This is a genomic window from Thauera sp. SDU_THAU2 (assembly GCF_038260575.1).
GTDB lineage: Bacteria > Pseudomonadota > Gammaproteobacteria > Burkholderiales > Rhodocyclaceae > Thauera.
Map to the genome: position 1 here is coordinate 3,174,588 of NZ_JBBWUN010000003.1, position 19,316 is coordinate 3,193,903.

Annotated in this window: 23 protein-coding genes, 1 other RNA gene and 1 pseudogene; 11 read left to right on the forward strand and 14 right to left on the reverse strand. The window is 67.6% G+C overall.

The genetic code is table 11. The annotated features are described in order from the left end of the window. The 5 genes from mraZ to rsmI all read right to left on the reverse strand — a co-directional run bounded on the left by mraZ (window position 1) and on the right by rsmI (window position 3,825). Window positions 1–444, reverse strand: coding sequence for a division/cell wall cluster transcriptional repressor MraZ (gene mraZ / locus AAFL97_RS16510; protein WP_068636004.1), 444 nt, complete (start codon window positions 442–444; stop codon window positions 1–3). A gap of 491 nt (window positions 445–935) precedes the next feature. Beyond that, an RNA gene (rnpB, locus tag AAFL97_RS16515) (RNase P RNA component class A) lies at window positions 936–1,380 on the reverse strand. A 25-nt stretch (window positions 1,381–1,405) separates the two neighbouring features. Further along, entirely contained in the window at window positions 1,406–1,843 is a 438-nt protein-coding gene (locus AAFL97_RS16520; protein ID WP_263461689.1) for a hypothetical protein, read from the reverse strand. 10 nt (window positions 1,844–1,853) lie between these two features. After that, window positions 1,854–2,888 (reverse strand): dihydroorotase, encoded by a 1,035-nt coding sequence (gene pyrC, locus AAFL97_RS16525; protein ID WP_341645836.1) that lies wholly within the window; start codon window positions 2,886–2,888, stop codon window positions 1,854–1,856. A 103-nt stretch (window positions 2,889–2,991) separates the two neighbouring features. Further along, complete coding sequence (gene rsmI, locus AAFL97_RS16530; RefSeq protein WP_341647185.1) at window positions 2,992–3,825, reverse strand: 16S rRNA (cytidine(1402)-2'-O)-methyltransferase; 834 nt, start codon at window positions 3,823–3,825, stop codon at window positions 2,992–2,994. 111 nt (window positions 3,826–3,936) lie between these two features. On the opposite strand from rsmI, the gene AAFL97_RS16535 reads away from it, so the two are divergent. The 3 genes from AAFL97_RS16535 to AAFL97_RS16545 are packed head-to-tail and all read left to right on the forward strand — an operon-like array spanning window position 3,937 to window position 5,650. Then, a complete protein-coding gene (locus AAFL97_RS16535; protein WP_341645837.1) occupies window positions 3,937–4,365 on the forward strand; it encodes a YraN family protein in 429 nt (142 codons plus the stop codon). A gap of 44 nt (window positions 4,366–4,409) precedes the next feature. Beyond that, window positions 4,410–5,003 (forward strand): SIS domain-containing protein, encoded by a 594-nt coding sequence (locus tag AAFL97_RS16540; protein WP_341645838.1) that lies wholly within the window; start codon window positions 4,410–4,412, stop codon window positions 5,001–5,003. Continuing rightward, window positions 5,003–5,650 (forward strand): BON domain-containing protein, encoded by a 648-nt coding sequence (locus tag AAFL97_RS16545; protein ID WP_341645839.1) that lies wholly within the window; start codon window positions 5,003–5,005, stop codon window positions 5,648–5,650. Before AAFL97_RS16540 ends, AAFL97_RS16545 begins: the two co-directional genes overlap by 1 nt. Before the next feature lie 30 nt (window positions 5,651–5,680). Here AAFL97_RS16545 and mpl read toward each other — a convergent pair whose 3' ends face one another. Further along, window positions 5,681–7,033: a UDP-N-acetylmuramate:L-alanyl-gamma-D-glutamyl-meso-diaminopimelate ligase gene (mpl, locus tag AAFL97_RS16550; RefSeq protein WP_341647186.1), complete on the reverse strand. Its 1,353-nt coding sequence runs from the start codon at window positions 7,031–7,033 to the stop codon at window positions 5,681–5,683. A 143-nt stretch (window positions 7,034–7,176) separates the two neighbouring features. On the opposite strand from mpl, the gene AAFL97_RS16555 reads away from it, so the two are divergent. Further along, the gene (locus AAFL97_RS16555) at window positions 7,177–7,725 is read left to right on the forward strand and encodes a hypothetical protein (RefSeq protein ID WP_341647187.1); all 549 of its coding nucleotides are present in this window, start codon (window positions 7,177–7,179) and stop codon (window positions 7,723–7,725) included. Window positions 7,726–7,736: 11 nt separating this feature from the next. Then, on the forward strand, window positions 7,737–8,282 hold the full coding sequence (locus AAFL97_RS16560) for a TlpA family protein disulfide reductase (protein WP_341645840.1): 546 nt from the start codon (window positions 7,737–7,739) through the stop codon (window positions 8,280–8,282). 60 nt (window positions 8,283–8,342) lie between these two features. Here AAFL97_RS16560 and AAFL97_RS16565 read toward each other — a convergent pair whose 3' ends face one another. Then, window positions 8,343–8,642, reverse strand: a complete 300-nt coding sequence (locus AAFL97_RS16565; RefSeq protein WP_341645841.1) for a hypothetical protein — start codon at window positions 8,640–8,642, stop codon at window positions 8,343–8,345. An 11-nt stretch (window positions 8,643–8,653) separates the two neighbouring features. Here AAFL97_RS16565 and accB point away from each other — a divergent pair, with 11 nt between their 5' ends. From accB to AAFL97_RS16585, 4 genes are read left to right on the forward strand one after another with little or no spacing between them, the layout of a single operon-like run. Beyond that, window positions 8,654–9,109, forward strand: coding sequence for an acetyl-CoA carboxylase biotin carboxyl carrier protein (gene accB, locus AAFL97_RS16570; RefSeq protein ID WP_341645842.1), 456 nt, complete (start codon window positions 8,654–8,656; stop codon window positions 9,107–9,109). A 7-nt stretch (window positions 9,110–9,116) separates the two neighbouring features. Next, the gene (gene accC / locus AAFL97_RS16575; RefSeq protein ID WP_341645843.1) at window positions 9,117–10,475 is read left to right on the forward strand and encodes an acetyl-CoA carboxylase biotin carboxylase subunit; all 1,359 of its coding nucleotides are present in this window, start codon (window positions 9,117–9,119) and stop codon (window positions 10,473–10,475) included. 4 nt (window positions 10,476–10,479) lie between these two features. Further along, window positions 10,480–11,382, forward strand: a complete 903-nt coding sequence (prmA, locus tag AAFL97_RS16580) for a 50S ribosomal protein L11 methyltransferase (protein WP_263461680.1) — start codon at window positions 10,480–10,482, stop codon at window positions 11,380–11,382. Continuing rightward, entirely contained in the window at window positions 11,379–12,773 is a 1,395-nt protein-coding gene (locus AAFL97_RS16585) for a DUF3426 domain-containing protein (RefSeq protein ID WP_341645844.1), read from the forward strand. The genes prmA and AAFL97_RS16585 overlap by 4 nt, the downstream gene beginning before the upstream one ends. Window positions 12,774–12,814: 41 nt before the next feature. Here the strand turns inward: AAFL97_RS16585 and AAFL97_RS16590 are convergent, their stop codons facing one another. Continuing rightward, complete coding sequence (locus tag AAFL97_RS16590; protein ID WP_341645845.1) at window positions 12,815–13,288, reverse strand: glycine zipper 2TM domain-containing protein; 474 nt, start codon at window positions 13,286–13,288, stop codon at window positions 12,815–12,817. Further along, the gene (locus AAFL97_RS16595; protein ID WP_341645846.1) at window positions 13,282–14,217 is read right to left on the reverse strand and encodes a carbohydrate kinase family protein; all 936 of its coding nucleotides are present in this window, start codon (window positions 14,215–14,217) and stop codon (window positions 13,282–13,284) included. Before AAFL97_RS16595 ends, AAFL97_RS16590 begins: the two co-directional genes overlap by 7 nt. Window positions 14,218–14,393: 176 nt before the next feature. Between AAFL97_RS16595 and AAFL97_RS16600 the strand changes: the two genes are divergently transcribed. Together AAFL97_RS16600 and AAFL97_RS16605 are read left to right on the forward strand one after the other, a co-directional pair. Continuing rightward, window positions 14,394–15,161, forward strand: coding sequence for a GNAT family N-acetyltransferase (locus AAFL97_RS16600; protein WP_341645847.1), 768 nt, complete (start codon window positions 14,394–14,396; stop codon window positions 15,159–15,161). A 181-nt stretch (window positions 15,162–15,342) separates the two neighbouring features. After that, window positions 15,343–16,035, forward strand: coding sequence for a lysophospholipid acyltransferase family protein (locus tag AAFL97_RS16605; RefSeq protein WP_341645848.1), 693 nt, complete (start codon window positions 15,343–15,345; stop codon window positions 16,033–16,035). Here AAFL97_RS16605 and AAFL97_RS16610 read toward each other — a convergent pair. The 5 genes and pseudogenes from AAFL97_RS16610 to AAFL97_RS16630 form a co-directional block, all read right to left on the reverse strand. Then, window positions 16,036–16,832 (reverse strand): annotated as a pseudogene (locus AAFL97_RS16610) (symmetrical bis(5'-nucleosyl)-tetraphosphatase). Between the two features lie 137 nt (window positions 16,833–16,969). Beyond that, a complete protein-coding gene (locus tag AAFL97_RS16615) occupies window positions 16,970–17,242 on the reverse strand; it encodes a PIN domain-containing protein (RefSeq protein ID WP_341645849.1) in 273 nt (90 codons plus the stop codon). Between the two features lie 556 nt (window positions 17,243–17,798). Beyond that, the gene (locus AAFL97_RS16620) at window positions 17,799–18,254 is read right to left on the reverse strand and encodes a DUF2442 domain-containing protein (RefSeq protein ID WP_341645850.1); all 456 of its coding nucleotides are present in this window, start codon (window positions 18,252–18,254) and stop codon (window positions 17,799–17,801) included. Continuing rightward, complete coding sequence (locus tag AAFL97_RS16625) at window positions 18,242–18,472, reverse strand: DUF4160 domain-containing protein (protein ID WP_341645851.1); 231 nt, start codon at window positions 18,470–18,472, stop codon at window positions 18,242–18,244. Before AAFL97_RS16625 ends, AAFL97_RS16620 begins: the two co-directional genes overlap by 13 nt. A gap of 374 nt (window positions 18,473–18,846) precedes the next feature. Next, window positions 18,847–19,233 (reverse strand): porin, encoded by a 387-nt coding sequence (locus tag AAFL97_RS16630; RefSeq protein WP_341645852.1) that lies wholly within the window; start codon window positions 19,231–19,233, stop codon window positions 18,847–18,849. Between the last annotated feature and the right edge of the window lie 83 nt (window positions 19,234–19,316).

The window sequence follows — 19,316 nt, forward strand, 5'->3', positions numbered from 1 at the left end:
TCACAGCGCCAGACTCTCGAAGCCGGGCGGCAGGCCCGCGTTCATCAGCGCCAGCATGGCTTCCTGCTGCTTCTGCCAGCCTTCGTCGGACCACAGTTCGAAGTGGCTGCCCTGGCCCACCAGCCAGACCTGCTTGTCGAGCTTGGCGAACTGGCGCAGCGACGGCGCCACCAGCACGCGGCCGGCGGCATCGAGGGACTCCTCCTGGGCGAAGCCCACGAGCAGGCGTTTGAGCATGGCGGAAGTCGGATCCAGGCCGGGCGCGGCCAGCACCGTGTCGCGGATCGGCACCCAGGCGGGCACCGGGTAGACGAGCAGGCAGCCATGGGGATGGGCGGTCAGCACCACCTGGCCGTTTTCGACGGCCAGGGCATCACGATGCCGGGCAGGGATCGCGAGGCGACCCTTGGCATCGAGATTGAGCGCAGCGGCTCCCTGGAACATTGACCCCCCTGACTGGATTGGGGCAGCGCCTGATCGACACTTTTCCCCACTTTTTTCCACTTAACCCCACTTTAGTGGAAAGGCTCTACCCGGTCAAGCTGACGGATCAGGAATTTCTTTGTGACACAATGACTTATGCCGCATCTGCAAAGATCGGATAAACCCTGAAAAATCAAGGAAGATCATGTATCGACATGCGAAAACGGGTGAACTCGTGCCCGGACCGGGGACAAGTGGGAGAAAGTGGGGAAGAACGTCCGCGGCAAAGGCCGGACGGGCCCTGCGGACACGCCCGCGAGCGAGAAAGAGGCAGGCGCTGCGGCGACGCTGCCTGCCAGGCATCTGAGTCAGGCCAGGGCTTCCTCGCCACGAGCCTGTGGAGCCTTCGGTTCCAGGGACGCTCGCCTCGCCGACTCCGCCATGAATGGCGGAGCTTGTATTCGAGCCGTGGCCGTGCCTGCCCGAATCGGGGAACGAAAGGAAAAAAGGGAAAGGGAAGTTCGCCGATAAGCCGGGTTCTGTCGAACGCCGCCGGCAAGCCGGTGGCGTCGGGCAGTCATTCCTCTGGGCGCCACGTTGCCATGGCGCTCTAGCAGCCTACCCGGGAGCGACGCGAGCCACGCCGATGCTCCCCTATTTGGCCTTGCCCCGGATGGGGTTTGCCGTGCCAGTCCTGTTGCCAGTCCTGCGGTGGGCTCTTACCCGCCGACGCTTTCGCATCGGCCCGCAGCCCGCTTGCGCGGGCCATGGCACCGTTTCACCCTTGCCTGTGCGCCGTCGAAGAGCAAGCTCCCCGGCATGCGCCATCGGCGGTCTGTTCTCTGTTGCACTTTCCGTCGCCTCACGGCGCCCGGCCGTTAGCCGGCATCCTGCTCTGCGGGGCCCGGACTTTCCTCCACGCACGACGAGGTGCGCAGCGACTGCCTGGCGAACTTCCCGCGGCGGATTATACGCCGGGTCTTCAGTCCTGGCCGGCCGGCGCGGCAACGAAAGCCGGTGCGCCGTCCTTGAGCACGAAACTGCCGACCCAGGGACCCGGCGGCTTGCCGTCGGCGTTGTCCCAGTCCTGCACCCGGCACACTTCGGTGCTGGCGAGATACCAGCGCGGCCCCTGCTGCAGCGCCCACAACTGGTCGCCCGCCTCATACACCCGCATCTCGACCAGCGTGGTCGAACCCGGGTGGATGGACACGCGCTTCTGGCACTTGGGCAGGCGCGAGGCGATCACCGCCTGCTTGAGCTCGTCGTCCCAGAAGAATTTCTGCTCCCGCACCAGGATCAGCGCATGATCCTTGCCGTCGATCATGTAGGCGGTCGCGCTGTTCTCGCAAGCCGCCAGCACCGGCAGCACGCCGAGCACAGCCAGCGCTCGGCCGAATCGGGCGATACGCGTCACCATGAATGCTCCCTCAGGCAAGCAGTTTCCACGCGATCGTCTCGCCGGCGCGCAGCGGCACCAGCGGATCTTCGCCGAGATAGGGGTAGGACGCCGGCACCGCCCAGTCCTCGCGCTGCAGCGTGATGGTGTCGGCATTGGCCGGCAGGCCGTAGAAGGCCGGGCCGTTGAGGCTGGCGAAGGCCTCCAGCTTGTCGAGCGCGCCGACCGCATCGAACGCTTCGGCATAAAGCTCGATGCCGGCGTGGGCGGTATAGCAGCCCGCGCAGCCACAGGCGTTTTCCTTGGCGCTGCGCGCATGCGGCGCCGAATCGGTGCCGAGGAAGAAGCGCGCGCTGCCCGAAGTGACGGCCGCGAGCAGCGCCTCGCGGTGGGATTCGCGCTTGAGCACCGGCAGGCAGTAGTGGTGCGGACGGATGCCGCCCTGGAAGATGGCGTTGCGATTGAGCAGCAGGTGGTGCGCGGTGACGGTGGCGGCGACGTGGCTGCCCGCCGCACGCACGAACTGCGCCGCCTCGGCGGTGGTGATGTGCTCGAAGACGATCTTCAGCCCCGGGAAGCGCCGCACCAGCGGCGACAGCGTGCGCTCGATGAAGACCCGTTCGCGGTCGAACACATCGACGTCGGCGCCGGTCGCCTCGCCATGCACGCACAGCACCAGGCCGCGCTTTTCCATGCGCTCGAGCACCGGATAGATCTTGTCGACCGCGGTCACGCCGGCGTCGGAGTTGGTCGTGGCGCCGGCCGGATAGAGCTTGGCGGCGACGACATGGCCGGACGCGACGGCGCGGTCGATCTCGTCGGGCGGCAGGTTGTCGGTCAGGTACAGGCTCATCAGCGGATCGAAGCGCGTGCCGGACGCTGCGGCGAGGATGCGCTCTCGATAGGCCAGGGCCTGCTCGGTGGTCGTCACCGGCGGCTTCAGGTTCGGCATGATCAGCGCCCGGCCGAAGCGCTCGGCCGTATGCGGAACCACGGCGGTAAGCGCCGCGTCGTCGCGCACGTGGAGATGCCAGTCATCGGGACGAACCAGGGTGATCGATTGCATTGTGCGAATCCTTGAAGCCGGAGCGCCGATTATAGGCTCTCGCATCAGGCTTGGGCGCGGGTGGAATCGCATGCTGCGGCCATGCGTCACGCTGCGCCGCCGATTATTCGTTTCCGCTCCCTTCGCGCATGGCCAGCGCCCGCGCATACAGCGCATTCCTCGATGCTCCGGTGATGTCGGCGGCAAGCCGGGCGGCGCGCTTCAGCGGCAGTTCGCCGAGCAGCAGCGCCAGCACCCGCTCGGCTTCGGCGTCCAGCTCCGCGCCCGGCGGCTTGCCTGCCAGCACCAGCACGAACTCGCCGCGGCTGCGGTTCGGATCGGCGGCGAACCATGCCGCGGTTTCGGCCAGCGGCATGCGCACGATCTGCTCGTGCAGCTTGGTCATCTCCCGCGCGATCAGCAGCTCGCGCTCACCGCCGAAGATCTTCCCGAAGTCGGCCACGCATTCGGCGATGCGATGCGGCGCTTCGTAGAACACCATCGCCGCAGCCTCGTCGCGCAGCGGCTGCAAGACCGCCTGCCGCGCCGCCGACTTCGCCGGCAGGAAGCCGACGAAGCGAAAACCGCCTTCGGCCAGCCCCGCCACCGACAGCGCCGCGATCGCCGCACAGGCCCCCGGCACCGGCACCACCGGAAAGCCCGCCTCGCGCACCCGCGCCACCAGCCGCGCGCCGGGATCGGACACCGCCGGCGTGCCGGCGTCGGTGATGAATGCCACCTGCTGCCCGGCCTCGAGCAGCGCGATCAGGCGCCCGGCCGCCTCCTGCTCGTTGTGCTGATGCACCGCGAGCATGCGCGTATCCACGCCGAAGGCATCGAGCAGGCGCTGGCTGTGGCGGGTATCCTCGGCGGCGATGAGGTCGACCGCCTTCAGCACGGCAATCGCGCGCAGGCCGATGTCGCCGATGCTCCCGAGCGGCGTCGCCACCACATACAATGACGGCGTACTGGACAGCGGACTTTCGGGCAGCGCGACGCTGGAGCGGGGAATGATGGTATTCATGGCGATGGCTGCGGCGCGCGAGCGCCGCCTGGCGAGGACTCCGGAATGACGGCGGGCAGTCGCACGAGCCGCGCGCCCGCCACGACGGACGACATTGTCGGCGCCCGCGCGACACCGGCGCAAGCGCGCGGCCGGCTCGCAGAGGAACTGGCCGCACGTCATCTCGAAGCGCAGGGCCTGCGCATCCTCGCCCGCAACGTCCGCTGCCGCGGCGGCGAGGTGGACCTGATCTGCCTGGAGCGCGGCAGCATCGTCTTCGTCGAAGTGCGGCTGCGCACCAACGCCAGATTCGGCGGCGCCGGCGAGAGCATCACCGCCGCCAAGCAGCGCCGCGTGCTGCTGGCGGCGCGCTGGTGGCTCAACGGTCCGGGCCGCCGCTTCCAGACCGCCCCCTGCCGCTTCGACGCCGTGCTGCTCGACGACCTCGACGAAGCCCGCATCACCTGGCTGCGCGGCGCCTTCGATGCCGGTTGAGCCAGCATGCTAGACTTCCCAGCCCAGCGGACGACTCTTGCGACATGGATCTCATCGCGCGCATCTCACGCCAGTTCCAGGACAACACACGCAGCACGCTCGATGCGCTCGAAATGCTGGCCGCGCCGATCGCCGGCGCGATCGAGATCATCACCACCAGCCTGCTCGACAACGGCAAGATCCTGGTCTGCGGCGGCAGCGGCTCGTCCGGCGACGCACGGCGCTTCGCCGCCCAACTGGTCAATGGCTTCGAACTCGAACGCCCCTCGCTGGCCGCGTTCGCGCTCAGCGCCGACGCCTCGACGCTGGCCCCCATCGCCGGCGACCCCTCGCCCGAAGGCTTGCTGTCGCGCCAGATCCTCGCCCTCGGCCAGCCCGGCGACATCCTGCTGACGCTGTCGGCGCACGGCGATTCGCCCCGCATTCTCGAAGCCGTCGGCGCCGCGCACGAGCGCGACATGCGGATCATCGCCCTGACCGGTGCCGACAGCAGCGCCACGGCCGAACTTCTCGGCCCCGAAGACATCCACCTTTGCGCCCCCGCCGAGCGCACGGCGCGCATTCAGGAACTGCATCTGCTGATCCTGCATTGCCTGTGCGACGGCATCGATTGTCTATTACTTGGAGTGGAAGACTGATGCGCCCTACGCATGACACCCCCAGCCCGTCCCGCCGCCGTCTCCTGCTCGGCCTCGCCGCTGCGGGCACCCTGCCCTTGCTGCAAGGCTGCTTCCCGGTGGTCGCCACCGGCGTCGGCGCCGGCGCCGCGATGGTCGCCGACCGGCGCACCAGCGGCGCCTACGTCGAGGACGAGGGCATCGAATGGAAAGTCGCCAGCCGCATCCGCGAACGCTTCGGCGACACCGTCCATATCAACGTCACGTCCTACAACCGCAACGTGCTGCTGACGGGCGAAGCCCCGAACGAGGCCGTGCGCAGCCAGCTCGACGGTGTCGTCGCCGGCGTCGAGAACGTCCGCGGCGTGATCAACGAAGTGGCGGTCGGCCCCAACTCGACGCTGACCGCGCGCGGCAACGACACCCTGATCACGTCCAACGTCAAGGCGCGCTTCCTCGACGCCGGGCGTTTCTCGGCGCACAACATCAAGGTCGTGACCGAAGCCAACGTCGTTTTCCTGCTCGGCATCGTCACCCGCGCCGAAGCCGACGCCGCCGCTGAGATCGCCCGCACCAGCAAGGGCGTCAGCAAGGTGGTTCGCGTGTTCGAGTACATCAGCGACGAAGAAGCGCGCCGGCTCGACAATCCGACCAACGCACGCAAGTAAGCCCTCCGGGCAACCCCGCGGACAGTTCCTTCAGGCAGCGGCGGCAAGCGCATCCAGCAGTTTCTGGTGCACGCCGCCGAAGCCGCCGTTGCTCATCACCAGCACGTGATCGCCCGGCCGAGCGGCCGCAGCCACGTCCGCCACCAGGCGATCCAGCGATTCATGCACCCGCGCCCGCTCGCCCAGCGGCGACAGCGCCTCTACTGCATCCCAGCCCAGATTGCCCGCATAGCAGAACACCGCGTCGGCCTCGGCCAGGCTGGCCGGCAGTTGCGTCTTCATCACGCCCAGCTTCATCGTGTTCGAGCGCGGCTCCAGCACCGCCAGGATGCGCCCCTGCGGCTCCCGCCGCCGCAGGCCGCCCACGGTCAGCGCGATCGCCGTCGGGTGGTGGGCGAAATCGTCATAGACACGGACCCCTCGTTCCGTACCGCGCAGCTCCAGCCTGCGCTTGATGCCGCCGAAGCGCGCCAGGCTGGCGATCGCCTGCGCCGGCGTGACGCCGACGTGGCGCGCCGCCGCGATCGCCGCCAGCGCGTTCTCGCGGTTGTGGCTGCCCGCCAGCGGCATCTCCGCCCGGCCCAGTTCCTTGCCGCCCAGGCTGAACACTGCCTCGGCCTCCGACATACCCGCGTCGGCCTGCCATTGCGCGGCGTCGTTGAACCATTCCAGCTCGGACCAGCAGCCGCGCTCGATCACCCGCCTCAGGCTGTCCTCACGGCCGTTGGCGATCACCCTGCCGCTGGCCGGGATCGTGCGCACCAGGTGGTGGAACTGCGTCTCGATCGCCGCCAGGTCGGCAAAGATATCGGCATGGTCGAATTCGAGGTTGTTCAGGATCGCGGTGCGCGGCCGGTAATGGACGAACTTCGAGCGCTTGTCGCAGAAGGCGGTGTCGTACTCGTCGGCCTCGATGACGAAGAACGGCGACTCGGTCAGCCGCGCCGACACGCCGAAGTTCTGCGGCACGCCGCCGACCAGGAAGCCGGGGTTCAGGCCGGCATCCTCCAGCATCCAGGCCAGCAGCGAGGTCGTCGTGGTCTTGCCGTGGGTGCCCGCCACCGCCAGCACCCAGCGCCCCGCCAGCACGTGCTCGGCCAGCCACTGCGGCCCCGACACATAGGGCAGGCCGCGATCCAGGATCGCTTCGAGCAGGGGGTTGCCGCGCGACACCGCATTGCCGACGACGAACACGTCCGGCGCCAGATCGAGCTGCGCAGCATCGTAGCCTTCGACCAGGCGGATGCCCTGCTCTTCGAGCTGGGTGCTCATCGGCGGATAGACGTTGGCATCGCAGCCGGTGACGACGTGGCCGGCCGCGCGCGCGAGCAGCGCCACGCCGCCCATGAAAGTGCCGCAGATGCCGAGGATGTGGATGTGCATGACGAAGAAGCTCCGGGAGGCCGTCATCCGGATGAAACCGGCCCGTGTAGAATGGGCCCGCATTCTACCCGACCCCCATCATGCACTCACACGCGACCCCCAACGGCACCCTGCGGCGCGAGATCGCCGCGCTGGCAGCCCGCATGATGGCCGAAGACGGCATCAGCGACTTCGGCTTCGCCAAGCGCAAGGCAGCCAAGCAGCTCGGCGGCGCCGACTCCGACGCCCTGCCGACCAATGCCGAGATCGAGGCCGAACTGCGTGCCTGGCAGGCGCTGTACCAGGACGAGGAGCAGCCCGAGCGCCTGCATGAAATGCGCAGCGCCGCGGTCGAGGTCATGCGCCTGCTGGCCGATTTCCGCCCCTATCTGACCGGCGGCGCGCTGGACGGCACCGCAGGGCGCTATTCCGAGCTGGAGATCGAACTCTTCCCCGAAAGCGCCAAGGAAGTCGAGATCTTCTTCCTCAACCAGGACTTCCACTACGAGCACCGCGAACCGCGCCGCCCGGCGCCGAACAGCCCTGAAGCGATACTGAGCTTCGACTGGGACGAAGTCCCGGTGCGGCTGTCGATCTACCCGGCCGGCGCCGAACGCAACGGCCGGCGCGGCCAGGAACGGGCGCGGCTGGCCCAGGTCGAAGCCCTGCTCGAAGCCGAGGACGAGGGCACCCCTCCCGCCACGGACGCCTGAAGGACACGCCGATGAGCCGCACTTTCCAGACCCTGCTGATCCTCGCCGTCGCCATCCTCGCCGGCGTCGCCGGCTACTTCGCCAATCGCGGCGCCTCCCCCGCCGGCCAGACCCATGTCGTGCCCGACGCGGCGATCGATGCCCTGTTCGCGCTCACGCTGCCGGACACCGAAGAACGGCCGCAGGCGCTGGAACAGTGGCGCGGCAAGGTCGTCGTCGCCAATTTCTGGGCGACGTGGTGTCCGCCCTGCCGCGAGGAGATTCCGGACTTCGCCGCCGCCAGCCAGGCGTTTGCCGGCCAGCCGGTCCAGTTCGTCGGCATCAGCATCGACAGCCTCGACAAGGTTCGCGCCTTCGGTGAGGAATTCGACGTCCCCTACCCGCTGCTGATCGCCGGCCCCGAAACCCTCAGCCTGGCGAAGGACTTCGGCAACACTGCCCGTGCGCTGCCCTTCACCATCATCATCGATCGCGACGGCAAGGCCCGCCACATCAAGCTGGGCACCTTGAAACGGGACGAACTCGAGAGCAGAATCCGCGCACTGCTGTCATCCTGAGACAGCGGCCGGGCCAACGTCGATGTGGACAATTTGCATCGATTTGCTGCAAACTTGCCGTCATGAAGCGCAGAAAACGCGGTCCCACGGCACTTCGCGGCCCCGCAGGCGACTGTCTGCAAGCACCCGCTGCACCACTTCCAAAGCGTCTGAGCGGCCGCTGCGGCCCCGTTTTGCCGTGCCGGCCAGGCCCCTCTGCCCGTCCGTCCGCTGCGCCACCACATTCGCAAGGCGCGCCCTTGCACCATCCTCGCCCCATCGAAGCACCGCAGCCTGCCGGCCCAGCGGCCCGCGCATGCCTGCGGAAACGAGAACATTGACGCCGACGAGCACCGCCCACGGGGCGGCATCGTCAAGCATGGAGAAATAGCATGGATCTGCGCAAGCTGAAGAAACTCATCGACCTCGTCCAGGAGTCCGGAATTTCCGAGCTGGAAGTCACCGAAGGCGAGGAGAAGGTCCGCATCGCCAAACACATGGGCGTGGCCGCGCCGGCCACCTACGTCGCCCCCGCCCCGGTTGTCGCGCAGGCGCCGGTCGCCGCGGCCCCTGCGCCGGCAGCGGCCGAAGCCGCAGCGGACGCGCTGCCCGAAGGCGACATCGTCAAGTCGCCGATGGTCGGCACCTTCTACCGCGCCTCGGCGCCCGGCGCCAAGCCCCTGGTCGACATCGGCCAGACCGTCGCCGAAGGCGACCGCCTGTGCATCATCGAAGCGATGAAGCTGATGAACGAGATCGAGTCGGAGTTCTCCGGCGTGGTCAAGGCCATCCTGGTCGAGAATGGCCAGCCGGTCGAATACGGCCAACCGCTATTCGTCATCGGCTGATCGCGCCATGTTCGAGAAGATCCTCATCGCCAACCGCGGAGAGATCGCCCTCCGCATCCTGCGCGCCTGCCGCGAACTGGGCATCAAGACGGTCGCGGTGCATTCCGAGGCCGACACCGAAGCCAAGTACGTCCGCCTCGCCGACGAATCGGTCTGCATCGGTCCCGCCTCATCCACGCTGAGCTACCTCAACGTGCCGGCGATCATCTCGGCCGCCGAAGTCACCGATGCCGAGGCCATCCACCCCGGCTACGGCTTCCTGTCCGAGAACGCCGACTTCGCCGAGCGCGTCGAGCAGTCGGGTTTCGTCTTCATCGGCCCGCGCCCCGAGACCATTCGCCTGATGGGCGACAAGGTCTCCGCCAAGGACGCGATGAAGGCCGCCGGCGTACCCTGCGTGCCCGGCTCCGACGGTGCGCTGCCCGAAGAGCCGAAGGAAATCATCAGGATCGCGCGCGCCATCGGCTATCCGATCATCATCAAGGCCGCCGGCGGCGGCGGCGGGCGCGGCATGCGCGTGGTGCATACCGAAGCCGCGCTGCTCAACGCCGTCACCACCACCCGCGCCGAAGCCCAGGCGGCTTTCGGCAACCCGGTGGTGTACATGGAGAAGTACCTCGAGAATCCGCGCCACGTCGAAATCCAGGTTCTCGCCGACCAGCACGGCAACGCGGTCTATCTGGGCGAGCGCGACTGCTCGATGCAGCGCCGCCACCAGAAGGTCATCGAGGAAGCGCCTGCGCCCGGCATCGACCGCAAGCTGATCGCCAAGATCGGCGAACGCTGCGCCGAAGCCTGCCGCAAGATCGGCTACCGCGGCGCCGGCACCTTCGAATTCCTCTACGAGAACGGCGAGTTCTACTTCATCGAGATGAACACCCGCCTGCAGGTCGAGCACCCGGTCACCGAATACATCACCGGCATCGACCTGGTGCAGGCGCAAATTCGCGTCGCCGCCGGCGAGAAGCTGTGGTTCGGCCAGCGCGACATCAGCTTCCGCGGCCACGCCATCGAATGCCGCATCAACGCCGAGGATCCGTTCAAGTTCGCCCCCTCGCCCGGCCGCATCACCAACTGGCATACGCCCGGCGGCCCCGGCATCCGCGTCGATTCGCACGTCTATAACGGCTACACCGTGCCGCCGCACTACGACTCGATGATCGGCAAGCTGATCGCCTACGGCGACACTCGCGACCAGGCCATCCGCCGCATGCGCATCGCCCTGTCCGAGATGATGGTCGAAGGCATCAAGACCAACGTGCCGCTGCACCAGACCCTGATGCTCGACCCGCGCTTCATCGAAGGCGGCACCAGCATCCACTACCTGGAACACAAGCTGGCCTACCGCAACGAAGTGAAGAGCTGAGCCGATGTGGATCTCGGTCACCCTGCAGGCTGACGCCGCCCGCGCCGAGGCCCTGTCCGACGCCCTGATGGAGGCCGGCGCCCTGTCGGTGTCGATCGAGGACGCCGACGCCGGCACCGACGCGGAAACACCGCAGTTCGGCGAGCCGGGCCACCTGCCGACCGCGCTGTGGGACCACAGCCGGGTGATCGCGCTGATCGACGGCAGCACCGGCGGCGACGCGCTCGAGTCGCTGCTGGCCGAAGCCGCGCAGGCCGCGGGGCTGGACGGCGTCCCGCCGTATACCGTCGAGGAAGTCGCCGAGCAGAACTGGGTCCAGCTCACGCAGAGCCAGTTCGACCCCATCCGCATCACCGAGCGGCTGTGGATCGTGCCCTCGTGGCACCAGGCGCCGGACGGCGGCGCGATCAACATCGAGCTCGACCCCGGCATGGCTTTCGGCACCGGCTCGCACCCGACCACCCGGCTGTGCCTGGAATGGCTGTGCGACGCCGTCACCCCCGGCTGCAGCCTGCTCGACTACGGCTGTGGCTCCGGCATCCTCGCCATCGCCGCCGCCAAGCTGGGCGCGGCCGAAGTGCTGGGCATCGACATCGACGACAAGGCCGTCGACGCCGCGCGCGACAATGCCGAGCGCAACGCCGTGGCAATCCGCCTGCAGCACTCCGGCGTGCCGCTGGGCGACACCTTCGACCTCGTCGTCGCCAACATCCTGACCAACCCGCTGTGCGTGCTTGCCCCCGCCATCGCCGCACGCGTCGCGCCGGGCGGCCGTGTGGCCCTGTCCGGCGTGCTCGAAACCCAGGCCGGCCAGGTCATCGAAGCCTGGGCGCCGTTCATCGCGCTGCAGGTCGGTGCGACGCACGACGGCTGGATCCGGCTGGAGGGGCAACGCTCCGCAGCATGATGCTGACACGCTGCCCCGCCTGCCAGACGACGTTCCGGCTCGGCCCGGAGCAACTGCGCGCGCGCCAGGGCGAAGTCCGCTGCGGCCATTGCTTCCACCCCTTCAACGCACTCGAACACGAGATCGTCCCGCCCTCCAGCACCGCTCACGCAGCCCGGGTGACGCAGGACGCATATCCGGCACCATCGCCTGCTTCATACCGGGCTTGGCCGCATCAGGCCACGCCGGAGCCCGAGCCGCCTCAGGCCCCGCATGGTTCGGCCGCTCATGGTCTTGCCGGGCCGCGAGAGGCAGAACCCCAGGAGGTCGCCCCTCAGGAGGCCGATCTTCAGGACGGGCTCCCGGCGGATGACCATCCGCGGGGCGGCCTCCCGCAAGACACCGGCTTCATCGTGCTGGAAGAAAAGTCGGCGGCAGCGCCGGCCGCCGAAGATCCAGTCCTCGACGATCCGCACGAACTTCCTCCCCCTGCCCCCCTGCCCATGCCCCACGGTTCGGACACGACCGAGGAGGAGGCGACAGCGGAAGACGTGCCTCCGGTACTGCCCGAAGTGCTTCGAAGCGGCCGGCGAGCAGCAGCCGACGCGGCGCCCGATACCCGGCCCAGCCTCTCGCAGCCCGGCCAGGAAGACAGCTTCGCCGGTTCACACGCCACTGGGGGCAGCGCCAATATCGGCGCCGCTTCCGACGATGCGGAGCGGCCTGAAGCTGAGCGCCCTGCCTCGAGCACGCCGACCTCGGACACCACCGGAACCACCAACACAGGCACCGGCGAGCAGGACGACACCTCGCTGCTCAGGCCGGCCGCGTCTCAGCCGGCCCATCGGGCAGCCGCCAGAGAAGCCCCCGAAGCGGCCCACATCGACATCGAACAGCTCGATGCGAAATACGGCCGCCCCAAGGCACCCGCCAGCCTGCGCCAGCGCGCCCTGGCCAGCCTGACGGTCGGCCTGCTCGGCGGCCTGCTGGCTGCGCAGTGCGTCTATCTCTACCGCATGGAAATCGCGCGTGATCTGCCGGGGCTGCGCCCGCTGCTGGAGACGGCGTGCGCCGCACTCAAGTGCACGGTCCCCTTTCCGCGCGACGTGGAACTGATCAGCGTCGACCTCTCGGATCTACAGTCGGAACCCGGCAAGCCCGGCCAGTACATCCTGTATGCCACGATCAGCAACCGCGCCGAATACGCACAGGCGTGGCCCCATTTTGAACTGACGCTGACCGACGCACGCGACACGCCGGTCGCGCGCCGCGTGCTCGCTCCCCACGAATGGATTCCGCCCGCACAGCATGGCGACACTTTCGCCAGCCGCCGCGCGGTCAATTCCCGCATCGCTTTCGCCGCCCCCGATCTCGCCCCGACGGGCTATCGGGTCGGTGTGTTCTACCCCTGATCGTCCAGCCGCGCCGAAGCTGGCCACACCAAAACCGGCGCCTAGCGCGACACCCGCACCGTGCCGGCGTCGCGCAGTACGCGCACCCGCTCACCCGCACGGAAAGCCTCGCCTTCATCGGCCTGCACGACCGCCAGGAACTGGCCGTTGTCGAGCCGCACGGTCACTTCCACGCCGCGCGTCCGCGTCGCGCCTTCCTCGATCGCCGCACCGGCGACGCCGCCGGCCACTGCGCCGATGACCGCCGCCGCAGCGGCGCCGCGGCCACCGCCGACCGAGCTGCCGGCAATGCCGCCGACCGCCGCGCCGGCCACCGAGCCGATCGGCGTCTTGGTGCCTTCGAGCTGCACCGCGCGCACCGACTCGACGGTGCCAAACTGCACGGTCATCGCCCGCCGCGCCTCGGTGCGCGAATACGCCCCGCCACCCAGCCCCTGGGCGCAGCCGCCCAGCAGCAGCAATGCGGCGAGCGCAGCGGTGACGGCACGCAGACTCATCGACTTCCCATTCACCATGCATCTTCTCCGAATGCCTGCCGATAGCGCGCGGCGATGTCGTCGCGTGTCGGCACGTGATTCTGTCCGCCGCGATGCGCGATCTTGAATGCGCCCATCACCGCGGCAAGGCGGCCCGCCTTCAGCATGTCCCAGCCATTCGCCAGTCCGTACAGCAAGCCGGCGCGGTAGGCATCTCCGCAGCCGGTGGGGTCGACGATCGCGTCGGGCTCCACCGCCGGCAGGTTTTGCACTTCGCCGCCGCGGTGGATGCGCGAACCCTCCGCACCCAGCGTGACGACGAAGCTTTCAACCATCGCCGCCAGTTCGGCCTCGCTGCGGCCGGTCTTGTCGCACATCAGGCGGGCCTCGTAGTCATTGACCGTGCAGTAGCGAGCCAGTTGCAGGCATTCCAGTAACGCTTCGCTACCGAGCACGGGCAAGGCCTGGCCCGGATCGAAGACGAAGGGCACGCCGAGCCGGGCAAAGCCCCGCGCATGGCGCAGCATGCCCTCGGGTCCGTCGGGCGAGACGATGCCCAGCTTCACCCCCTCGGCGTCGCCGACGTCGTTCAGATGCGAATGCAGCATCGCCCCCGGATGGAAGGCGGTGATCTGGTTGTCGTCCAGGTCGGTGGTGATGAAGCACTGGGCGGTGAAGGTGTCCGGCACCTCGCGCACGTGGTCCTGGCGCAAGCCGAGCTTCTGCAACTGGTAGCGGTAAGGCGCAGCATCCTCGCCCACGGTCGCCATGATCAGCGGATCGCCGCCCAGCAGCTTCAGCGAATAGGCGATGTTGCCGGCGCAGCCGCCGAACTCCCGGCGCATGTCGGGCACCAGGAAGGACACGTTCAGGATGTGGATCTGCTCGGGTAGGATGTGGTTCTTGAAACGATCCGGGAACACCATGATCGAGTCGTAGGCGATCGACCCGCAGACGAGAATGGACATAGGGAATGGCCCGACAAGGAAGGGGAAAGGCCGCCATTATACGAGGCCGCCATTCCCCGGCCGCGGCCTTTCATCCTGCCCTGCAGTGCCCGGTCACACGGCCGTAACCCGTCCTTCACCGCAGCGCAACACGGAGTTTCGAGAATGCTCCCGTCCCAACGGAACGGAGCCAGACCATGCTCGAGAATCGCCAGCCACGCCAGGAAGCCGCCGCCCGCAAGAACCGCAGGCTCCACGTCGGCCTCGCCAGTTGCGAAACCGAGATCCTCGAAGCGCAGAAACTGCGCTATCGCGTCTTCGCCGACGAAATGGGCGCTCGCCTGGCCACCCGCAGCCCCGGCGTCGATCGCGACCTCTACGACCCCTTCTGCGAACACCTCATCGTCCGCGACGAAGACGCCGGCCGCATCGTCGGCACCTATCGCATCCTGTCGCCGAGCGCCGCGCGCAGGGTCGGCGGCTACTACTCCGAAAACGAATTCGACCTCACCCGCCTGCAGCACCTGCGCCCCCGTCTGGTGGAGATCGGCCGCTCGTGCATCGACGCGGAATACCGCAGCGGCGCCGTCATCGCCCTGCTCTGGGGCGGCCTGGCACGCTACATGAAGGACAACGGCTACGACTACCTCGTCGGCTGCGCCTCGATCAGCATGGCCGACGGCGGGCACGCCGCGGCCAGCCTGTATAATCGCCTGCGCGAACAGCACCTGGCGCCGGCGGAATATCACGTCTTCCCGCGCTGCCCGCTGCCGCTGGCGGCATTGCGCGCCGACCTCGCCGCCGAAGCGCCGCCGCTGATCAAGGGCTATCTGCGCGCCGGCGCGTGGATCTGCGGCGCTCCGGCGTGGGACCCCGACTTCAACACCGCCGACCTGCCCATCCTGATGCCGATGAGCAAGGTCGACGACCGCTACGCGCGGCACTTCATGGAACGCAAGGACTGATGGATCGATCGGGGCAGGCCGTGGAACATGCCAGTCATCCCGGTGGCTGCAGGGGGCAGGCCCTCGATCCTTTCGCCCCGCCTCTCGCTCCCGCCCGGGCCGCAAGCAGGGCGCAGCCCCCGCCCCTGCCGCGCTGCGCGCCTGGCGCTACCTGCGCCTGGCCCTGCACCTGCTGGTCGGCGTGCTGACGCTGCTGCTGACCGCCCCCTTCTGCACCCGCCCCGCCCGGCTCGGCCTGCGCCAGCGCTGGTCGCGGCGCCTGCTCGGCATCCTCGGCCTGCGCCTGCAGCTCCAGGGCGCAGCGATCGCGCCGGGTACGATGCTGGTCGCCAACCACATTTCCTGGGTGGACATCTTCGTCATCAATGCCGTCGCGCCATCCGCCTTCGTCAGCAAGGCCGAAGTACGCAACTGGCCGGTGATCGGGTGGCTCTCGGCCAGGAGCGACACCATCTTCCTGCGTCGCGGCAGCCGCGGCCACGCCCGCATCATCAATGCCGAGATCGCCGCGCTGCTCGATGCCGGCGACAACGTCGCGATCTTCCCGGAAGGCACGACCACCGACGGCAGCCACGTTCTCCATTTCCATGCCGCGCTGCTGCAGCCCGCCATCGCCTGCGGCCACGCCGTGCAGCCGCTGGCGCTGAGCTATCGCCAGGCGGACGGCAGCTACAGCCGCGCTCCCGCCTACGACGGCGAACTGACGCTCGGCCAGTGCCTTGCCAACATCGTCGCCGAACGCGAAACCATCGCCTGTGTCAGCGCCGCGCCGCCGGTCGAAACCCGCAATGGCATCGACCGCCGCAGCCTCGCACATGCCGCGCGCACCGCGATCATGCGCAGCATCGGCTGCGCGGATGACGAACGGGGCTGATCAGCCCTGTTCCTGGAACACCGCGCCATCCTCGATCCGCACCGCGGTCAGCTTGCCGCCCCACACGCAGCCCGAATCGAGCGCAAGCAGCCCCGGCTCGCGATGAAAGCCCAGCGCGGACCAGTGCCCGCACACAACGGTATGCGTCCGGCTGAGCCGGCCAGGCGCACGGAACCACGGCAGGGTGCCGGCCGGCGCCTGCGTCGGCGGCCCCTTGGCACGCAACACCATGCGGCCATCGGCGGTGCAGAAGCGCATTCGCGAGCAGGCATTCACGATTACCCGCAGGCGGTCCCAGCCCTTGAGTTTGTCGTTCCAGCGATCCGGCTGGTTGCCCGCCAGTTCGAGCAGGAACTTGCGCGCCTGCGGCCCGGCCAGTACCGCGCTCACTTCGTCGGACAGAGCTTTCGCCTGCTCCACCGTCCAGCCCGGCAGCAGGCCCGCATGCACCAGTACATGCTCGCCTTCCAGCCTCACCAGGGGCTGGCGCGCAAGCCAACGCAGCAGTTCGTCGCGGTCGGGCGCTTCCAGCACCTGGCGCAGCGTGTCGTCGCTGCCGCGCCGCTTGAAGCCGGCCGCCACCATCAGCAGGTAGAGATCGTGGTTGCCCAGCACCACGTCCACCGCCTCCCCAGCTCGCGCAGCAGACGCAGCACCCGCAAGGAATCGGGGCCGCGATTGACGAGATCGCCGACCAGCCACAGGCGGTCGGACGAAGAATCGAAGGCAACCCGCTCGAGCATGCGCGCCAGTTGCGCGTAGCAGCCCTGGATGTCGCCGATGGCATAAGTCGACATACTGGAAGATGGATGCTCGCCGCATCGGCTGCGCGGCGAAAGAGTCAAAGAGCGGGATTGTAAAGGATCGAATCCTTCGATCGCTCAATGCATCTGGCTATTGTTTCGGCGATCAGCCGATCCATGCAGGCAAAGGCTCACAGCCGAAAAACCTCGATGCCAAGGCCATCGATATGCCGGTAATGGCGATCGTTCGCGGTGATCAGTTCGAGGCCATGCTCCAGCGCCGTTGCCGCGATCAAGGCATCGGCCAGCTGCATCGAATGCGAAAGCGCGTACTGCTCGATCAAAAAGCAGGCACGTGCGGATATTGCCCCATCGATCTGGATGACCCGTGCCGACCAGTAAGCCAGCGCCTGCCTGAGCAGGCGCAATTCATTCTTGTCGCGAACTCCCTGGACGAGCTCCATGTAGGAAACGGCAGCAATGCAGAACCCCGGCATTGCATCGAGACGGTCGGCAGCCCGGCTGTTGCCACGCAGGTTCCAGATCAGGAGTCGGTATCGACCAGCATTACGGCAAGGCCCTGCCCTGCCGCAAGCGGCGCACCAGTGCATCCACATCCTCATTTTGATCGGCCCAGAGTCCGAACGCGGGATTACGCTCCGGGCGCCGAATACCCTCAGGCGCATCGCAGCGCGTCAACACCGCGCGGGGCTGCCCGCGAAGCGTAATGTGAGTACTCGCTCTCCGCGATCCGCTGCAGCAAGCACTTCGGCCGTGTGCAAGCGCAAATCCCTGACAGTGGCTTCCATTGACTCACTCCAATGTTTCACGATACAGAACTGCGATATCGACATCACCGTCGGGACCCGGTTAACCATCGGCAAACGAGCCAAATATGAAAGCCAGCCGAAGACCGGGCAGCGTTTCGAGGATGCCTGACAAGAGGACATACGGTCATTCATTTTCCGCCAGGAACGAGCCTGTCCCAGGGTAACGACACCGTGTGGCGAGCCGTTTGGCTCAGGCGCTCAAGCGCCGTTCCGCCTCCCACCCCTTGCACGCAAGCGCCACATAGCGCGGAACAGGACGTGCGCCCGTGCCATAGGCACTGATGGTACGCGGCGTCATGCCCAGCGCCTTGGCCGCGGCTGACAGCGACAGTCCGTTGCGCGCTCGCCACTGCGCAAACACGCGGCTGTTCTCATCGGTGGCGCTCTGCGCCTGGGCATCGAGCCACAACGTATCCGCGCCGATCTGGATGTCCAGCGCTGGCCAGGTCACGGCCCACCCTTCGCCCGCCACCAGCGTAGCGCCGGCGAATGCCTCCTCGTCACGCAAGGGCACCAGCCCCGGCGACTCTTCGAGCAGGGGATTGAAGTCGACGACCGCCTCACTGCCATCGACGAACACCAGCCGCAGTTGCAAGCCGGCCAAGGGTTCAACGCGCGCCAGACGAGGGCGCTTCATCTGTGCCATTTCTTCCACTCCGTCCACAGTTCATTCAGGTGGTCCTCGACCCAGGCCATCACCTCGGCCTTCAGGCCTCGAGGCCACTGCCCGTCGCTTTCCAGCGTTGCCAGCTCGATGATCACGTCCACGTTTCCACCGACCAAGTGGCAATGCGCCGGCCCGTGATCGCGTTCGCGAATCTCCAGCCGGTACTTGTTGTTGCGGAAGCGGTGCTTCGTGGTCATGGCGTGATTATATATAGAAATAATTTCTATGAAAACAGCGGGCGGCCGTGCCGGCATCCCTGGAATCCGTGAGCAGCCCGGTGGGTAAGCAAGCAGCCGTCAGGGCTGGCGCCGGCTTCCATCGGCGCCCGTTTTGTAAGTATCAGCCACCCGGCCGCAGATGATCGGCTTATGTCCGATCGACTGCTCGACGATTCCATCGGAGATGCGCTGCTCGATCCCCGTTCTGGCAAAGTGACACCGATGCCCCTGCCTCTCCTCCTCTCCTAAATGCACATCGTTGATCGACTGACTGGCTGTACACGGCAAAACGGGCGCCGAAGCGCCCGTTTTGCTTTCAAACCTGCCTGAAGGACCCGGTCGGGCCAGACAGATTAGAAGGTGTGGCGGATACCAACGCCCAACAGGTCGGCGTTTTCGCCGCCGACGGTCGAGCCAGCCTTGTGGCCGTAGCCGACCAGACCCATGGTCGCGCCGTCGTCATTGTCGGTACGGTTGTAGGCGACGTAAGCGGTGGTGCGCTTCGACAGAGCGTGGGTGTAGGCCAGGGTGTAGGACTTGACTTCCGGATCGCGGCCCGGACGGTCGTATTCGAGCTGGGCATAGGCCAGGTGGACAGTGCCGGCAGCGCCGACCGGAACACCCAGACCGACAGTCCAGAGGTCAGCGTCGTTGTCCTTAACACCACGCAGATTGTCAGCCGACTGGTAAGAGGCGCTCAGCGCCACGACGCCGAAGTCGTAGCTAGCAGGCTGATGCAAAAGAGCTGAACACCGGACTAACCCAGGGGTTCAAATTGATCTTCACAGGGACTTCGTCGAGAGAATGGGGCTTTCAATGCGAC

What these genes read in the sequence shown, in the direction of transcription:
- accB (WP_341645842.1), top strand. Translation starts at nt 8,654, where the DNA reads ATGGATCTGCGCAAGCTGAAGAAACTCATCGACCTCGTCCAGGAGTCC.
- AAFL97_RS16555 (WP_341647187.1), top strand. Translation starts at nt 7,177, where the DNA reads ATGATGGCCGAAGACGGCATCAGCGACTTCGGCTTCGCCAAGCGCAAG.
- accC (WP_341645843.1), top strand. Translation starts at nt 9,117, where the DNA reads ATGTTCGAGAAGATCCTCATCGCCAACCGCGGAGAGATCGCCCTCCGC.
- AAFL97_RS16600 (WP_341645847.1), top strand. Translation starts at nt 14,394, where the DNA reads ATGCTCGAGAATCGCCAGCCACGCCAGGAAGCCGCCGCCCGCAAGAAC.
- AAFL97_RS16545 (WP_341645839.1), top strand. Translation starts at nt 5,003, where the DNA reads ATGCGCCCTACGCATGACACCCCCAGCCCGTCCCGCCGCCGTCTCCTG.
- AAFL97_RS16540 (WP_341645838.1), top strand. Translation starts at nt 4,410, where the DNA reads ATGGATCTCATCGCGCGCATCTCACGCCAGTTCCAGGACAACACACGC.
- AAFL97_RS16620 (WP_341645850.1), bottom strand. Translation starts at nt 18,254, where the DNA reads ATGGCACAGATGAAGCGCCCTCGTCTGGCGCGCGTTGAACCCTTGGCC.
- AAFL97_RS16535 (WP_341645837.1), top strand. Translation starts at nt 3,937, where the DNA reads ATGACGGCGGGCAGTCGCACGAGCCGCGCGCCCGCCACGACGGACGAC.
- prmA (WP_263461680.1), top strand. Translation starts at nt 10,480, where the DNA reads ATGTGGATCTCGGTCACCCTGCAGGCTGACGCCGCCCGCGCCGAGGCC.
- AAFL97_RS16590 (WP_341645845.1), bottom strand. Translation starts at nt 13,288, where the DNA reads ATGGTGAATGGGAAGTCGATGAGTCTGCGTGCCGTCACCGCTGCGCTC.
- pyrC (WP_341645836.1), bottom strand. Translation starts at nt 2,888, where the DNA reads ATGCAATCGATCACCCTGGTTCGTCCCGATGACTGGCATCTCCACGTG.
- AAFL97_RS16625 (WP_341645851.1), bottom strand. Translation starts at nt 18,472, where the DNA reads ATGACCACGAAGCACCGCTTCCGCAACAACAAGTACCGGCTGGAGATT.
- AAFL97_RS16520 (WP_263461689.1), bottom strand. Translation starts at nt 1,843, where the DNA reads ATGGTGACGCGTATCGCCCGATTCGGCCGAGCGCTGGCTGTGCTCGGC.
- mraZ (WP_068636004.1), bottom strand. Translation starts at nt 444, where the DNA reads ATGTTCCAGGGAGCCGCTGCGCTCAATCTCGATGCCAAGGGTCGCCTC.
- AAFL97_RS16615 (WP_341645849.1), bottom strand. Translation starts at nt 17,242, where the DNA reads ATGGAGCTCGTCCAGGGAGTTCGCGACAAGAATGAATTGCGCCTGCTC.
- AAFL97_RS16565 (WP_341645841.1), bottom strand. Translation starts at nt 8,642, where the DNA reads ATGCTTGACGATGCCGCCCCGTGGGCGGTGCTCGTCGGCGTCAATGTT.
- mpl (WP_341647186.1), bottom strand. Translation starts at nt 7,033, where the DNA reads ATGCACATCCACATCCTCGGCATCTGCGGCACTTTCATGGGCGGCGTG.
- AAFL97_RS16560 (WP_341645840.1), top strand. Translation starts at nt 7,737, where the DNA reads ATGAGCCGCACTTTCCAGACCCTGCTGATCCTCGCCGTCGCCATCCTC.
- AAFL97_RS16585 (WP_341645844.1), top strand. Translation starts at nt 11,379, where the DNA reads ATGATGCTGACACGCTGCCCCGCCTGCCAGACGACGTTCCGGCTCGGC.
- AAFL97_RS16595 (WP_341645846.1), bottom strand. Translation starts at nt 14,217, where the DNA reads ATGTCCATTCTCGTCTGCGGGTCGATCGCCTACGACTCGATCATGGTG.